Here is a 16,065-nt window from a genome sequence, read left to right on the forward strand (position 1 = left end):
ACTATTCTTTTAAGAAAGGGAAACTATAATGCAATCCCTCAAAAAGCTGCATTATAGAGGAAGCATGAAATGGATAAGGAAAAGTTAAAAGAACAAAGAAAATTAATAATAGACCGTCTGCCCAAACATTTTAACGAAGGGCTGTTCTGGGGGAATGGCAGTATTGGCGGATTTTTATATGTGGTACATAATTCCCTGCGTTTTTCAGTTGATAGTATCCTGCTTTGGGAGAACAGGGATACGACACTTGATATGCCTGCCGCCAAATTTCAGGATTTTATAAAGGAACCTGAAAAGTTCCATAATGGTACTTTTACCAAGGAAACAGAATTAGCAGTGACTAAAATCTGGCGTACCCATCTTCCGGGATTAAGTCTTAACATTGCACTGGAAGATGAGATTGTTGATTTTTATGGTGAAATAGATTTTGACTCAGCAGCTTCTGATATTAAGGTCACCCTTAAAAATGGCAGGCAGGTTACCTGCTTCGTATATGTTGATTCTAATGTCAATCTATTAAAAGTGGAATTGGATACAACTGACGCAGTGGTTGTAATACAGGGTTGGGATACATCGAATAAGGAACTATCTTGTCTAGCAGACTGGAATTATCAAAAATACGAGGAAATAAAGAACAAAGATATCTTACATGTATTACAGCCCTTTTCAGAAGACGGACTGGCAGTTATCAGTCTGTTAAAGAAAGCAGACCAAATTTATCTGGCATTTCAGGGAGATAATTTAAAGGAAAGAAACAGCAGGGAAAACAGAGAAGAACTAATCCTTAAAAATGAAGAACTTCTAAGAGTTTACTCGGAAGGAGAAAAAGAATTTAAGGAAGCCCATAATGCTTCCTGGCAGGAGTTTTGGAAGCGGTCTGCTGTTACGGTACCAAATGACAGGCTCCAGCACGCCTATAATCTGGAAATGTATAAAATCTTTGCAAATGAAAGAAGGAATTCCCGTCCCGTTACCCTCCAGGGAATCTGGAATAATGATGCCAGAATGCCGGCCTGGTACGGGGATTGGCATAATGATTTAAATGTCCAGTCCTGTTACTGGGCACCGTTTAAAACCAATCATATTGAACTGGCAGAACCTTATATTGATTATTATACCAAGGCAATGCCGCGGCTTACGGAAAGAGCTTATAAATTATTTGGAATCAAAGATGCCATTCACTGCCCGGTAATGATGGGACCGGACGGATATGGAGTCGGAGGAGAGTGGTGCTTCTGGAATGTCCTCCTTGGACCGGAACTTTTTGTGGCCACGGACTTTTGCTGGTATTATGAGTATTCCAGAGATTTGGATAAACTTAAGAGCAGTATATATCCATTTATTGATCGGGTAATCAACCTTTATCAGGGGATTGCTTATGAAGGCAGTGACGGGTATCTGCACGTTCCTTTTACAAATTCTCCGGAAGTCTTTAAAGACAGCGGCATGTTGATAAGAGATGATGCAACCGTGGTTATAGCAGCCCTCCATTATCTCCTTGAGAATATGGAGCGTTATGCAGTACTTTTGGATAAGGATTTCCTGAAATACAGCGATTTTAATAAAAAACTAACGCCTGTAATTGAGACGGATAAAGGGTATCCTTTATTTCCCGGAGAAGAATTATTTGAATCCCACCGCCACTTCTGTCACATGTATCCAATATTTCCTCTGGGAACGGATATTCATAGTGAAACTGCGGTTAAAACCCTGAATGCAGTCATTGACAAAGGATTTACAGAATATGCGGCCTGGTCTTTTCCATATCTGTCTATATTCGCTTCCCGCTGCGGGAGGGGAAACATGGCCCGGACTATGTTAGAACTCTACTGTATGGCCTTTCGTTCCTCCAATACCTTTGTTGTCAACGGTGATCCAAATCAAAATGGTCTCTTAAAGATTTCAGATACCAATGCAGGTGAAGCTTCGGATGCCTTTACCGTTGAGGCCGGTTTTATTGTTCCGGCAGCTCTTAGTGAAATGTTTGTCCACCGTTCAAAAGATACGGTTTATATTTCTTATGGCATACCTGATGAATGGAAGGAATGTTCCTGTGAAAACATGACTGTGGAAGGCGGGCATCTGGTTTCTGTTGCCATTGAGAGGTACTGCGTTAAGAAAGTAACGGTTTATGCTAATGCAGATGAAACCATCCGATTTTCATTTGCAAAGGTAGATGGAAAATTAATCTTGAATGGAGAAGAGATTTTATATGGAGAAGCTAATAAATTCTGTACAGTTTCTTTGATTAAGGGAGAAACCTATGTATTTGAAATTTTTTAGTCAGCTATTAAAGGTAGTTTGGTAAAATAGAACAAGAGATGTAAATCTATCAAGTTTTAAAATATACCAATCAATCATATGATAAAGTAATAAGTTTGTTTCAGAGTGTATTGAATGAGGGGAATAAATAAACGAAATAAGGTAAGAATCAAAGAATTTATTATAAGACATATCACCGAACGGGTTTTGATAGCAGCAGGTATTCTTATACTGCTATATTTACTGGCTGCACTTTATTTTACCAGTCATTTTTTTTACGGAACAGTTTTAAACGGTGTACCGGTTTCTTTAAAATCCCATAAGGATGTGGATAAGATTATGGAAAATCATGTACAGACTTATAAACTCCTTCTGACAGAAAGAAATGGTGAAAGTGAAGTATTAACCGGGCAGGATATTACTTTATCTCAGAATGAAAGAAATAATATTCCGCGTGTTTACAAAAATCAGAAATCTTATAAATGGATAACAGCTTTTTTTATACCCCAGAAATTTTATGTGGACAATTTATTCTTATACGATAAGGTTAAGCTTGCTGATAAAATTAAAGCATTAAACTGCTTAAATAATAAGACAATAGAACCCCAAAATGCAAGCTTTCGGTATAAAGACGGTACCTATGAAGCAGTGGCGGAAGTATATGGAAATAAGATAAGAAAAGATACATTAACAAAAGTCATCACCGCAGGCATTAAAAAAGGAGCAGAAATATTAAACCTGGAGGATAATCATTGTTATGAAAACCCGGTATACACACTGAATTCCGCTAAAACACGAAATACCCTTGAAGCATTGAATGAATTCGTTAAAACCTCTATTACCTATAAGTTTGGTACGAAAAGGGAAAGACTTGACGGAAGTATTCTTAATAACTGGCTTATTGTTGATGATAATCTGGATGTGGTAATCAACAGAGCTGAGATTATGAAATATGTAAAGGCTTTAAGCAAAAAGTATGATACCGTTGGAATAAACCGGAGCTTTCAATCCTCTGTAGGAAAGGTGATAGAAGTAAAAGGCGGAATTTATGGCTGGAAGCTTGACAAAGAAGAGGAAACAGAGGCAATCTATCATCATATCCTGCAAGGTGCGACAGTGATGAAGGAACCTGCCTATGCACAAAAAGCCGTTTCCAGAGAAGGCAATGAAATTGGAGATACCTATGTTGAAATTAATATAACAAGACAGCATGTATGGTTTTATAAGGACGGGAAGCTGCTGATCCATGGACCTGTAGTTACTGGGAATCCCAACCGGGGAAATCCTACGGTAGTCGGAGCTTATATGCTTAATTATAAGCAGAACAGCGCCACGTTAGCCGGATTGAATTATAAGGTTGTAGTGAAATACTGGATGCCGTTTTATGGTAATATCGGACTGCATGATGCCAGCTGGAGACATACCTTTGGGGGAGAGATTTATAAAAACAGGGGAACCCACGGCTGTGTAAATGCGCCGCTATATTTGGCTAAGAAGATTTATGAAAATCTGGAAGATGGAACTCCTTTTATCAGTTATGAAGAATAGAGAGAAATAACACTCTCTATTTTTTTGTGTTTTTTCTATCTTTACTTTTCACAAAAAGGATACAATTTCTGTTATAATGATAGTAAAGGCTGTAAGAAGTAAAATTCATTCGTATACTTCATTACTGTTTAAACATAGATTACTGAGGAGACAGAAGTTATGCATATTATTGATATGGCGGATAAGAACATCAATACTCAAAATAAAAATAGTCAAAATAGTCAAAATAGTCAAAAGAGTCAAAATACTAAAAATAGTCTAAATACTCAAAAAACGGAAACGGTTAAAATTAATGATACTGAAACAACTGTAGATTTAACTTACAGTGAAGATATAGATAGTTCTAAGACTCCAGAGAGAAAAAGTATTATTTTTTTACTGACAGTAAAAGCCTTCGTGGCATATTTGGATGACCATTGTACCTTACGACAGGGACTTGAAAAAATGCGTCATCACGGTTATACTGCCATGCCGGTAGTTTCTCAGGACGGCACTTATATCGGAACGGTAAGTGAAGGTGATTTTTTATGGCATATGCTGGACAGCGGTGCATTTGCAATGAAGTCCCAGGAGGAATATTCGATTAGAGACATATTGAGAAAAGGCTGGAATCCAGCAGTGAAGATAGAAACCACGATGGAAGAATTGCTGCTTCGGGTTATGGAACAGAATTTTGTTCCGGTTGTTGATGATCGGGAGAAGTTTGTGGGAATTATAACACGAAGAGATATTATTAAGTATTATTATGACCTGATTAATATCAGAGAACGCTGAGCTGCAAAATACTTTGATTTTATAGCAAGATAAAAATGTCTAAGGATATTAATTTATATTTCCCTACATACAATGATAATAATATATAAGTTGTATGAGGTCTTATGATTATACACGTTGTCCAGTCAGGTGAAACAATTCAGTCCATTGCAGATGAATATGGGGTAAGTGAGGACAGTATAGTTCGAGATAATGATATTACAAACCCTGATAATTTAGCAGTCGGTCAGGCTGTTCTTATCATTTATCCCAATCAGATATATACCGTGCAGGAGGGAGATTCCCTGCAAAGTATTGCGGATTCTTATGGAACCAGTGTTATCCAGCTCTTACGGAATAATCCGCAGCTTATAAAAAGAGAATTTATATACCCCGGGGAAACCATTATAATTAATTATTTGGATGAAAAAATAGGGAATATAACAACGAACGGATATGCTTATCCCTATATTGATCGGGATATCCTAATTCAGAATCTGGTCTATCTGACCTATTTATCTGTATTTAGTTATTCTGTCGACGAAAACGGGAATCTAAATGATATTAATGATCAGGAAATCCTGAATCTGGCCAGAGCTTATGGTGTTGCACCTATTATGGTAATATCGAATGTAAATGAAGCGGGTACCATAGACAAGGAAACCTTACATAATATACTGGGTAATCAGGAGATTAAGGATAACTTCGTTGCGAATATATTGGTTATGTTAAGTCAAAAAGGTTACTATGGTGTCAATTTTGACACTCCTTATATCAGGTCGGAAGACAGAACCTTATACTTTGATTTTATAGCTGAAGTTTCGGAAAGTATAAGAGACCAGGGTTATAAAGTGTTTATAACCATAACTCCTAATTCTTTTGAAACGGAAACAGGAGCAGCTTTAGAACCAGTGGATTTTTCTGTTTTGGAGCAGGTTGTTGATGGTATCATCCTGTTATCTTATTCCTGGGGGTATGCCTCCGATATTCCAGTGGAAGCAATACCTAGTTATATTTTGGAACTTTTACTTCGGTATACCCTGACGATAATCCCTCCGGAAAAAATAACAATCGGCATATCAAGCATCGGGTATATATGGCAGCTTCCTAGTCAAGGAGGCATCGGTGCGTATGCCATAAGTAATACCAATGCAGTACAATTAGCAAGTGATGTGGGAGCTGTAATTAATTATAATGAAGCAAATCTTTCCTCTTACTTTTATATAACAGATACCAATAATTATCTGGTATATTTCCATGATATAAGAGGCGTGGATACTTCTTTAAAGATTATGAACGGAAATGGACTTGAGAGTGTTGGAATATGGAATATTATGTATGTCCTGACTCAAACCTTTTTGCTTATTAATAACCAGTATACTATTATTAATGTTATTTGAAGTTATGTTATGATAGTTTACTTAAATCAGTCTATAACAAACATAGATTATTACTATACCCTGCCGGTTAAGAAAAATATAGGAACGGCAGGGTACAAATCGCATTAATTCTCGGTAAGTTTTGAATATAAAGAAAAACGGTTGCTGACATTTAATTCCCGGTAAATATTATTCAGATGGGTTTTAACAGTATTCACGCTGATAAATAGCTGAGAGGCTATTTCTTCATTTGTTTTGCCAAGAACGACCAGTTCTATAATTTCAATCTGTCTCTTGGTAAGATTGTTGCCATTGGTTAATAAAGGCTCTTTTCTCATGGCTGTTTCAACCATCGGTATAATATATACGTAAACCGACGATGCAAAGTGGTCGGTAGTCTGGGAGGGAGTAATATTTACTATGTATTTCTTATCAAAAGGAGACAATACCGTTTTTGAAGAGGCATATTCCGGAAAGCCGAATTCATCAATGACATGTTTTATTAAAAATTCATCACCAGAATTCTGATTTCTGACATCAGGGCAGAGTTCTGCCGTATATCGGTAAGCTGCGGAATTCATATAACCGATTTTATATGGATAGTTTGTGTTAAATATTATTAGTCCGGTGGGAGACTGATTACTTAAGGATTCAAACAAACGATTCTGGGTAATTAAGTTATTTACCGTCATATGATTTAGTGCCAGATTAGATATAAAGCTGCTGATTATATTTAAATTGCCTAAGTCGGTGGGAGTAAAATCACCCTCAGACTTGGACTTTAAAAATGCAATAGCTCCAATTACCGAATATGGACTTTTAATAAGCATAAGTGCCGTGTAATAATAAGGATCTGGTACACTCATATAATCTTTAAAATATTGAGAGGATTCATAGTCTTCCATTGACATAACATCAGGAATCGTCAGTACATTCCTGTCTCTTACCAGTTCGTATTTATCCATAAGGTTATCTGCAAATAATGGATTCTGGGTATAGAAATATTGGGAAACCAGGTTCTTAATCCGGTGCGATGCTAAAAAGTAAGTGGAGTTTGCCGCATCACAAAGCCAGAAATTAGAAGTTTTAAAATCAAATATTTCGTATAGGCTGTTTAATAATAAATCACAGAATTCCTTACTGGAACTGGCCTTTTCTGTTATTTCTACACTTCTGTTAAAGAAAGTTATTAATTTATCATATTCGGGGGTAAATTCTGTGGGGGTATTCATTTTTTACTCCTTTATTTATTTGGTTAGTTAATTTTCAACAAGTTTGGTATATAAGGCAAAACGGCTGTTAACATTTAACTCCCGGTAAATATTATTTAAATGTGTTTTAACAGTATTCATGCTGATAAACAGTCGCAATGCAATTTCTTCGTTGGTTTTCCCCTCCATGACAAGCTTGACAATTTCGAGCTGTCTTTGGGTCAGATTATTGTCTTTTAGGAAAGCTGGTTCTTTTTTTTCTACCATTGTGACCTGCGGGATAATATATACATAAACCGTTGATGCATATTTGTCCATAGACTGGGAAGGAGCCGTATGTACGATATATGTTTTCTCGAAAGGTGATTTTATGGTCTTTGATGAAGCATATTCGGGGAATCTAAAATCTTCAAGAATATAGTTTAATAAAAATTCATTACCCAAACTTCCCTCTGGCACATTAGGACAAAATTCCTTGGTATACCTTAAGGCAGCCGAATTTATATATATGATTTTGTATGGAGAGTTTGGATTGAATATGATTAAACCCGTAGGAGACTGATTACTTAAGGATTCTAACAAACATTTTTGAGTAATTATATTTCTTACCATCAGGTGGTTAACCGCTAAATTGGAGATAAAACCGCTTATTACATTCATATTGCTTAACTCTGCTGACGTGAAATCACCTTCTGTCTTGGATTTTAGAAATCCTACAGCTCCGATAATCCCATTCGAACTTCTTAGAAGCATTAGGGCTGCATAGTAAAATGGATCCGTACCCTGCAGATACTCTTTATAATACTGTGACTCTTCATATTCCTGGGTAGACATTATATCCTGAATGGTGATAACATTTTTGTTACCGATAAGCGGATACTTATCTTTTAAATTGTCGGCAAATAAGGGGCTCTTGGTGCAAAAATCCAGGGAAACCAGGTTTTTAATCCGCTGGCAGGCAAGAAAATAATTGGATTCCCTTGTATCAAGGAGCCAAAAGGCGGAATTTTTTAAGTTAAAAATTTCGTACAGGCTCGTTAATAATAATTCACAGAAGTCCTTGCTGGAAACAGCTCTTTCGGTTATTCCCACACACTTATTAAAAAAGGCTATTAGTTTACTGTACTCGGGTGTATTTATTACAGGTATATTCATATGGACTGTCCTTATCATATTAGAGTCTATTTAAAGTTAATAAGCGCGAATCATGTCGCATAATAATACCTTGATTATAGTAAAATTATAGTAAAATTACAAGAACTATATTTGCCTGTATGTATAAATTTATTGAAGCTGGAAAAATATAGTATATGGAAGTTTATACTTATATTAAGGCCAGATATATATTCTATATTTTCTCAAGCTTGGCTCTTAGTATGGACAATTTAAAACAAGACCTGCATCTTTAAAGCATTATTATAAATTGTCCATGCTAAGAGCCGGATTTTTATAGATTTACTAATGTTCCGATTCAACCAACTGATTTAAAGCCACTTCCTGACTGTTCCAGGGTTGATTCAGATAATGAATACTGGCAAAATCTTTATTTGGGTTAACTTCTTCAATATAGATTGCTCTTCCGTTATAGTTCACATTTGCCATAACCGGTGAATCTGCAATTTCGCTTGCCCGTCTTCGGTCCATTGTTGTTGTCTCCTTTATCGTATTTATTAATAGTTCTTGGTAAGTAGAGGTTCACAATTACCTAAATAGTTTTCCTTTCAGAGATGATAAATATTCTTTTTAAAACTACATTCATTATTTGTTAAGTATTGGAAAGTTATTACATATGTGTTATACTTAGAAAATATATGGCTCATTCAAATAATAAGGAAAGGGATAAGAAATGAAGGATTTTACATTTTCAACGTTAGAATATGTCAGACCGGATTTTGAACTGCTGGAGAAGGAAAGCATCAAAATGGCGGAGGAAATCAGACAAGCAGATAAGTATGAACAAATAAAAGATGTACTTGAGCGCAGAGAGAAGCTTAACAGTTCCATTGATACAATGGCAACCATTGCATACATCCGTAATACCTTAAATACTACCGATGAATTCTACGAATCAGAAATTGAATTTATTGATGAACGGGGTGCGGCGGCAACCGTTAAGAAGGCAGAGGTCAGCAAGGCCTTATTGGAGAGCAGATTCCGGGAGGAAATGATAAAGGATCTCGGGAAAGAATATCTGGTGGCAGAACAGCGTTTTGTTGACCAGTTTAAAGAAGAACTGGTACCCTTTATGCAGCAGGAAGCAAAGCTTACCACCAGGTATCAGAAGCTGATGGCAACAGCACAGATCGATTTTGATGGTCAGATATTAAATCTCTATGGAATCCAGAAGTATTTTGAAAACCCGGACAGAGAAGTACGTAAGGGAGCTTTTAAGGCTTTTTCTGATTTTTATCATAAAAATGAAGAAGAAATGGAAGAAATTTTTGACCAGTTAATCAAAATTCGTAATGAAATGGGACGTTCTTTAGGTTTTGATAATTTTATACCCCTCGGCTATATGCAGCAGGAACGCAGTGATTATGGACAAAAAGAAGTTGCTGCTTTCAGGGAACAGGTAAGAAAAGAAATTGTACCTTTGTGCCAGGAAATCTATAATGCCCAGGCAAAACGGATCGGTGTGGATAAAATCATGGCTTATGATGAAAAGTTTGTATTTCCGGATGGCAATGCCATACCTGCCGGAGATGAGGAATACCTGGTAGCAGAGGCTCAGAAGATGTACCATGATATGAGTACAGAGACTGGTGAATTCATCGATTTTATGATTGCACATGAATTAATGGATTTGAAAAATAAACCCAATAAGGCTGCAACCGGATATATGACAAGTCTGTTAGATTATAAGGCACCCTATGTATTTTCCTGTTTTAATCACACTATTTTTGATATGCAGGTATTATCTCATGAACTTGGTCATGCATTTGCAGGCTACGAAGCCATGCGGACGCAGAAAACATCTCAATACTACTCGGTAAGTACAGATATTGCCGAAATCCATTCGATGGCAATGGAACAGTTTGCTTATCCTTATGCGGAACAATTCTTTGGAGAAGATGCGGACAAATTCCGCTTTGCGCACTTACAGGAAGCCTTTACCTTTGTTCCCTTTGGTGTTGCGGTTGATGAGTTTCAGCATATCGTTTATGCCAATCCGGAACTTACCCCTAAGGAACGTACTTTTGAGTGGCATAAGTTAGAGGAAAAATACATGCCCTGGCGTGCTTATGAGGAGGATGAATTCATGGAGCGCGGCGGCTTCTGGTATTATAAGCTGCATATATTCTTATATCCGTTTTATTACATTAATTATACCCTTACCACAATGGGGGCCATGGAGTTTAAACAGCGTTACCATGAGAATAAGGAACAAGCCTGGAAGGATTATCTGGCATTATGTAAAGCTGGCTCTAGTACCAATTATCTTAACCTTTTAAAATTAGCTAATCTATCCGTGCCCTTTGAAGAGGGAAGTGTTGCAAAATCCATCGCTTATGCAAAAGAAGAACTTTTAAGCCAGATAAAAGGTCAGGACAAGTAGAAGAAAAAATAAAGAAATAAATAGTAAAGGTATAAGCGAAATTAGTAATGATAAAATAATCAAATTGTGAGTTAAGCAATAAGGGCTGATGCAAACTTGTAAGGTTAATTTACACTGTTCTGTAAATAACAGTTTGCTTCGGCCCTCAGTTATTACATTGTATTCATGAACATTTAACAACATTTCAACTTGTATATTTGTTATTGTAAAAATAATACAAATATGATAAAATATACATAATAACTAGAGCGTCGATACAGCAATCTGCTGATGCTTCTATTGTTCATACATCATTTTTCTTTTAAGTATTTTATAAAACAAAGTATTCCAAGAATATAGAATAGAACCTTAATGAAACCTGATATAATACCAAAATAATAAACTAAGCTTATCATTATATACCTCCCCGTAATTTATGAAAACTTGTACCATGAAAACATCTCAATTATATTAATAATATATCATAGGCATACATATTTTACCATGATTTATTCCGGAATTAGTATGGATTTATTTCGATCCATGCTGATTAATAAGTAATTATCTGACACTATATTTATTATTTATAATCTTCTGACATTCTAAGTTCACTTAAAGCAACAATAATCTGCTGAAAGCCATGTACTCAATCTATCCGGCCAGTATCGTCCCGCGTTATTTAACTGGCAAAACTCTTGCGTGATTAGTCATTTACCCCTTATCAAAAGCCGACTTAAGCCATCAATGGCATTGTAATATAACAAAATTATGAAGAATTAGAAAGCAAAGGAGGTGAGTTTTACCCCATGTATCCAGGTTAAATACTATTTTTGCAATTCCTACCTGGATATCCAGAAAAGGGAAGCATGCTCGAATATGACCTTATTATGTATTTTAGCAGGTAATTGCGGTTTCGCGATTGCTTAATGTATTGTAGTAGGAGGTGAAGAAATAACAAAATAACAGAAGTAAAAAGTATGAAACTTATATCTGCAAAATGGTAAAACACATATTCAGTATTAAAAAATTACTTATTGGGAGTTTAATTAAGAGATAAAGGAGAAGATAGAAGGATGAAAGGTATAAAAAAATTAATTGCACTATTTGTTATTGCTGTAACGATAATTACAACCAGTTACTTTACAAAGGAACCAAGAGCAGCGGCAGCGGATACCTCCAATGACGACTGGCTTCATTGTGTTGGTAATACGATTTATGACAAGAATGGAAATGAAGTCTGGCTTACAGGCGCGAACTGGTTCGGTTTTAATTGCAGTGAAAATGTATTTCATGGTGCCTGGTATGATATTAAAGGAATTCTGACTGGGATAGCAGACAGAGGAATTGGATTTTTACGGGTTCCGATTTCCACCGAGTTATTGTACAGCTGGATGAGCGGTAAGCCGAATAAAGTATCCAGTGTAACTGCTGCAAATAATCCTCCCTATTATGTCTGCAATCCGGATTTTTATGATCCGTCCACCAATGGTGTTAAAAACAGCATGGAGATTTTTGATATTATTATGGGCTATTGCAAAGAACTTGGCATTAAGGTAATGGTAGATGTGCACAGCCCGGATGCCAATAATTCAGGACATAACTATCCGCTGTGGTATGGTCTGACTACCAATACGGCAGGAGAAATTACAACGGATAAATGGATCAGCACTCTGGTATGGTTGACAAATAAGTATAAAAATGATGATACGATTCTGGCCATTGATTTAAAGAATGAACCCCACGGACAACGGGGATATACTGCAGCCCCCCCGGCTAATATGGCTAAGTGGGACAACTCTACTGATGAGAACAACTGGAAATATGCGGCTTCAAGATGTGCCAGTTCCATACTTGCCGCCAATCCCAACCTGCTGATTATGATAGAAGGTGTGGAACAGTACCCGAAGACAGAATTAGGTTATACCTACCAGACACCAGAGATATGGGGAGCAAGCGGTCCGCAAGCGCCATATTATGGTGCCTGGTGGGGCGGTAATTTAAGGGGGGTAAAAGATTATCCAATTGATTTGGGTGCCTTAAACAGCCAGATTGTCTACTCACCTCATGACTATGGTCCGTCGGTTTACAATCAATCCTGGTTTAATAAAAACTTTACTACCCAGACTCTTCTGGATGATTATTGGTATGATTCCTGGGCATATATTAATGATCAGAACATCGCCCCGCTTTTTATTGGTGAATGGGGAGGATTTATGGATGGCGGCAATAACCAGAAGTGGATGACTTTGTTAAGAGATTATATCGTAGATAACCGTATCAATCATACCTTCTGGTGCATTAATCCGAATTCTGGTGACACTGGCGGTTTATTAAGCTATGACTGGTCTACCTGGGATGAAGCAAAGTATGCTTTATTAAAACCGGCATTATGGCAGTCAGGCGGTAAATTTATAGGTCTTGACCATCAGATTCCCCTGGGTTCAAACGGGATATCCCTTGGGCAGTATTACAGAAACTAATGCAAATTGCTATGTACAAGGCTTTACCTATTCGTATAAAAAAATATTTATTAGTTATAATAGTATCAAATAATACTTGCGAAAGGAACCATATATGAATAGTGTAAGGCTTAATATCGAAGGGCTTAATGACGATGAAACTCAGGACAGAGTCAAAAACCAGTTAGAAGGTATAATCGGTGTGCAGAAGGTAATGTTAAGTGCTGGTCAGGATTATGTAGATATTAATTATGACGACCAGACCTCATCTGCGGAATTAAACAACCATTTACAGAACAATGGTTATAAAGTGGTTGACATAAATAAAGAATAGCCTGAATCAGAACCAAATCAACATAAGCCTATATTTATGAAACGGAGCTGTTGTGAAACATCATAATTAAGTTTACTGTCAGGTACTTAATATATGGAATGTTACAGCAGCTTCGTTTCTTGCTGTTATTTTTTAGTATCAGCTAATCAACTTTTGTTCGGATTGTCTTCATTCCGCCTTGTATTAATTTCCCGATTGGCTGGTTATGGGAGCGGCAGATCCGCTTTAGACCGAATAGGGATTCGGGGTCATTGGTCACGATATTGACACCATAGGTACAGGAAAGAGTAGCTTTAAAACCCAGCTTTTTTATGATACTTTCGGTTAAATTATTATATTTACCATAAGGGTAAGTAAAGGTTGTAGGAATCTTATCGGTTACCTCCAGTACCTTTTTCTGTAATGTATTGAGGTCCTCGGTTATGACTTCTTCATACTGATCGACGGATTCATCCTGTTTTTTATAACAACCGTACCGTCCATTGCGGATGTGGTGAAGATTATAGGAGTGATTTTGAATCTCCACCAAACCAGATTGATCCATTTCATAAATGTCATCCCAGGTTATGACAGCATAATTAATATTATCGTCATCTACCTTGGAATAATCGTCTGTACTTTTCCCTACGATGGATAATACGATTTTGAAATTATACTGTTTTAATAAAGGAAATACATTCTTATATATGCTGATGGAACCGTCGTCAAAGGATAGAATCACAGGATTTTCCGGCAGGGGAGTACCGTTATAGACATAATCGATTAACTGGGACATGGTTATGGTGTTGTAATTATTTTCGCTTAAGTATTTTAAATCACTTTCAAATTCAGCTGGACTGATAACATCTTTTCCTAAATTACTGTTTTTAACCTGATGATACATAAGGATTGGTACACACACGAGCTGTTTATTGGAAGAGGCTGCATAGATATCAATTAAATTTCTTGTAATGGAAATAGACAGCAGACAAAATGTTATTACCAGTAGAAGGATTTTCAGGTTATGTAAATTAAATACTGATTTTTTGGACATAGGGATACTTCTTTACTGTTTTCTTTATAGAATTATATGACAGAAGTTGTGTTAACCTGGCTTGCCTATGTTAAATTAATTAATATTTAATATTTTTATTACAGGCAATTTTGATATCTGCCTATTTTACTTTTAGTAAATCGTTAAGAAGCTGTTTTGCCATTTCGTTATCTCCACCGCATTGTTCTATAATGCGGCTGACGGTTTCATAACCGAGTTTTGTGGTATATTCCGTTGCAAAGGCAAAGGAAGCGTTAAGTAGTGCCAGACACTTTTCGGTATCTGGTTCCAGCAATTCGATGCATTTTTCACGGAATAATTTCACGGCATGGCTTAATAATTCAAGACTTTCCAGTAATGATTCTGCAATTAGGGGTAAAAATGCATTGAGTTCGAAATCACCGTGGGCAGCCGCTAAGGATATGGCTTGGTCATTAGCCATGACACGCATGGACACTTCCATAACCATTTCAGGAATGACCGGATTGACTTTGCCCGGCATTATGGTACTGCCCATCTGCAGGGGTTTTAGCCTGATCTCACCAATCGCATTAGAATTCATTAAACGTAAATCCCCGGCAATCTTCATAAGATTAACGGCCAGTGCCTTTAACAGACCGGAGACTTCTACGAATACATCGTTATTCTGGGTAATATCAAGGGGATACTCAGAAACTGCAAGTCCGATTCCAGTAAGGGTCCTTAAGGTTTCAATCATACCAAACCGATATTGTTTTTCTGCATTTACTCCGGTACCAATGGCAGTACCACCGATATTTACCTGGCGCAGACGTTCTTCTACCTTATACAGACGCCATCTGTCCCTGGAGATTGCCTGGGCATAGGCTCCGAATTCAGCTCCCAGAGTAATGGCTACGGCATCCATTAATTCTGTTCTTCCTATTTTTTTAATATGGTCAAATTCGTTTTCTTTCTTTTGAAGTGCTTCCTGGAGCTTTGCGCATTGGTCGCTTAATTCTCTTAAAATCTCTATGGCTGCAATACGAAGGGCAGTGGGATAAACATCATTGGTGGACTGACCTCTGTTTACATCATCCAGTGGATGAATCTTGTCATAGGAACCAATGGGAAGCCCTGACTGCTGCAGGGCAAGATTAGCAATTACCTCATTAACATTCATATTGGTGGAGGTTCCTGCGCCGCCTTGTAAAGCTTCGGTAATAAACTGGCTGTCTGCTTCACCGGTCAGAATACTATCGCAGGCTTTTATGACGGCTGGATATATTTCTTTTTTATCTGCACCCAGGTTAATATAAGTCATTGCGGCTGCTTTTTTAATAGTCACAATGGAATAGATCAGGTGAAGATTAGTCTTTTTATGTTCCAGTTTAAAATTCTCATAAGCACGTTTGGTCTGCAAACCATACAGTTCATTCTCTTTCAGTTCCAACTGGCCTAATTTATCCGATTCTTTTCTCATAGAAACTCCTGTCTGACTATTTAACATAATGGAAGGTACTCGTTCAAAAATTATATTAAGTAATTGTATTGAGTAATTGATATTGATTAATTGATATTGATTAATTGATA

12 protein-coding genes are annotated in these 16,065 nt (G+C 36.9%); 7 read left to right on the plus strand and 5 right to left on the minus strand.

What is annotated here, in order from left to right:
- Positions 1–69: 69 nt before the first annotated feature.
- From QA584_RS09055 to QA584_RS09070, 4 genes are all read left to right on the plus strand, one after another.
- Positions 70–2,283 carry a glycosyl hydrolase family 95 catalytic domain-containing protein gene (locus QA584_RS09055; protein WP_278274192.1) on the plus strand — a complete coding sequence of 738 codons (2,214 nt, stop codon included), beginning with the start codon at positions 70–72 and terminating at the stop codon, positions 2,281–2,283.
- Positions 2,284–2,397: 114 nt separating this feature from the next.
- Positions 2,398–3,810: a L,D-transpeptidase family protein gene (locus tag QA584_RS09060; RefSeq protein WP_278274193.1), complete on the plus strand. Its 1,413-nt coding sequence runs from the start codon at positions 2,398–2,400 to the stop codon at positions 3,808–3,810.
- 159 nt (positions 3,811–3,969) lie between these two features.
- Positions 3,970–4,584 (plus strand): CBS domain-containing protein, encoded by a 615-nt coding sequence (locus tag QA584_RS09065; protein ID WP_278274194.1) that lies wholly within the window; start codon positions 3,970–3,972, stop codon positions 4,582–4,584.
- A gap of 104 nt (positions 4,585–4,688) precedes the next feature.
- A complete protein-coding gene (locus tag QA584_RS09070) occupies positions 4,689–5,963 on the plus strand; it encodes a LysM peptidoglycan-binding domain-containing protein (RefSeq protein WP_278274195.1) in 1,275 nt (424 codons plus the stop codon).
- A gap of 104 nt (positions 5,964–6,067) precedes the next feature.
- Here QA584_RS09070 and QA584_RS09075 read toward each other — a convergent pair whose 3' ends face one another.
- From QA584_RS09075 to QA584_RS09085, 3 genes are all read right to left on the minus strand, one after another.
- The gene (locus QA584_RS09075) at positions 6,068–7,174 is read right to left on the minus strand and encodes a helix-turn-helix domain-containing protein (RefSeq protein WP_278274196.1); all 1,107 of its coding nucleotides are present in this window, start codon (positions 7,172–7,174) and stop codon (positions 6,068–6,070) included.
- Positions 7,175–7,201: 27 nt separating this feature from the next.
- Positions 7,202–8,308, minus strand: coding sequence for a response regulator transcription factor (locus QA584_RS09080; protein WP_278274197.1), 1,107 nt, complete (start codon positions 8,306–8,308; stop codon positions 7,202–7,204).
- 303 nt (positions 8,309–8,611) lie between these two features.
- Positions 8,612–8,797: an H-type small acid-soluble spore protein gene (locus QA584_RS09085; RefSeq protein ID WP_278274198.1), complete on the minus strand. Its 186-nt coding sequence runs from the start codon at positions 8,795–8,797 to the stop codon at positions 8,612–8,614.
- A gap of 202 nt (positions 8,798–8,999) precedes the next feature.
- Here QA584_RS09085 and QA584_RS09090 point away from each other — a divergent pair, with 202 nt between their 5' ends.
- From QA584_RS09090 to QA584_RS09100, 3 genes are all read left to right on the plus strand, one after another.
- Positions 9,000–10,709: a M3 family oligoendopeptidase gene (locus QA584_RS09090; RefSeq protein ID WP_278274199.1), complete on the plus strand. Its 1,710-nt coding sequence runs from the start codon at positions 9,000–9,002 to the stop codon at positions 10,707–10,709.
- Positions 10,710–11,761: 1,052 nt separating this feature from the next.
- The gene (locus QA584_RS09095; RefSeq protein ID WP_278274200.1) at positions 11,762–13,168 is read left to right on the plus strand and encodes a glycoside hydrolase family 5 protein; all 1,407 of its coding nucleotides are present in this window, start codon (positions 11,762–11,764) and stop codon (positions 13,166–13,168) included.
- Positions 13,169–13,262: 94 nt separating this feature from the next.
- Positions 13,263–13,481: a heavy-metal-associated domain-containing protein gene (locus QA584_RS09100; RefSeq protein WP_278274201.1), complete on the plus strand. Its 219-nt coding sequence runs from the start codon at positions 13,263–13,265 to the stop codon at positions 13,479–13,481.
- A 142-nt stretch (positions 13,482–13,623) separates the two neighbouring features.
- Here QA584_RS09100 and QA584_RS09105 read toward each other — a convergent pair whose 3' ends face one another.
- Both QA584_RS09105 and QA584_RS09110 read right to left on the minus strand, forming a co-directional pair.
- On the minus strand, positions 13,624–14,514 hold the full coding sequence (locus QA584_RS09105; RefSeq protein ID WP_278274203.1) for a polysaccharide deacetylase family protein: 891 nt from the start codon (positions 14,512–14,514) through the stop codon (positions 13,624–13,626).
- 121 nt (positions 14,515–14,635) lie between these two features.
- On the minus strand, positions 14,636–15,955 hold the full coding sequence (locus QA584_RS09110; RefSeq protein WP_278274204.1) for an aspartate ammonia-lyase: 1,320 nt from the start codon (positions 15,953–15,955) through the stop codon (positions 14,636–14,638).
- Positions 15,956–16,065: the final 110 nt, after the last annotated feature.

The organism is Anaerocolumna sp. AGMB13025, from assembly GCF_029689925.1.
Taxonomy (GTDB): Bacteria; Bacillota; Clostridia; order Lachnospirales; family Lachnospiraceae; genus Anaerocolumna.

What these genes read in the sequence shown, in the direction of transcription:
- QA584_RS09055 (WP_278274192.1), top strand. Translation starts at nt 70, where the DNA reads ATGGATAAGGAAAAGTTAAAAGAACAAAGAAAATTAATAATAGACCGT.
- QA584_RS09060 (WP_278274193.1), top strand. Translation starts at nt 2,398, where the DNA reads ATGAGGGGAATAAATAAACGAAATAAGGTAAGAATCAAAGAATTTATT.
- QA584_RS09065 (WP_278274194.1), top strand. Translation starts at nt 3,970, where the DNA reads ATGCATATTATTGATATGGCGGATAAGAACATCAATACTCAAAATAAA.
- QA584_RS09070 (WP_278274195.1), top strand. Translation starts at nt 4,689, where the DNA reads ATGATTATACACGTTGTCCAGTCAGGTGAAACAATTCAGTCCATTGCA.
- QA584_RS09075 (WP_278274196.1), bottom strand. Translation starts at nt 7,174, where the DNA reads ATGAATACCCCCACAGAATTTACCCCCGAATATGATAAATTAATAACT.
- QA584_RS09080 (WP_278274197.1), bottom strand. Translation starts at nt 8,308, where the DNA reads ATGAATATACCTGTAATAAATACACCCGAGTACAGTAAACTAATAGCC.
- QA584_RS09085 (WP_278274198.1), bottom strand. Translation starts at nt 8,797, where the DNA reads ATGGACCGAAGACGGGCAAGCGAAATTGCAGATTCACCGGTTATGGCA.
- QA584_RS09090 (WP_278274199.1), top strand. Translation starts at nt 9,000, where the DNA reads ATGAAGGATTTTACATTTTCAACGTTAGAATATGTCAGACCGGATTTT.
- QA584_RS09095 (WP_278274200.1), top strand. Translation starts at nt 11,762, where the DNA reads ATGAAAGGTATAAAAAAATTAATTGCACTATTTGTTATTGCTGTAACG.
- QA584_RS09100 (WP_278274201.1), top strand. Translation starts at nt 13,263, where the DNA reads ATGAATAGTGTAAGGCTTAATATCGAAGGGCTTAATGACGATGAAACT.
- QA584_RS09105 (WP_278274203.1), bottom strand. Translation starts at nt 14,514, where the DNA reads ATGTCCAAAAAATCAGTATTTAATTTACATAACCTGAAAATCCTTCTA.
- QA584_RS09110 (WP_278274204.1), bottom strand. Translation starts at nt 15,955, where the DNA reads ATGAGAAAAGAATCGGATAAATTAGGCCAGTTGGAACTGAAAGAGAAT.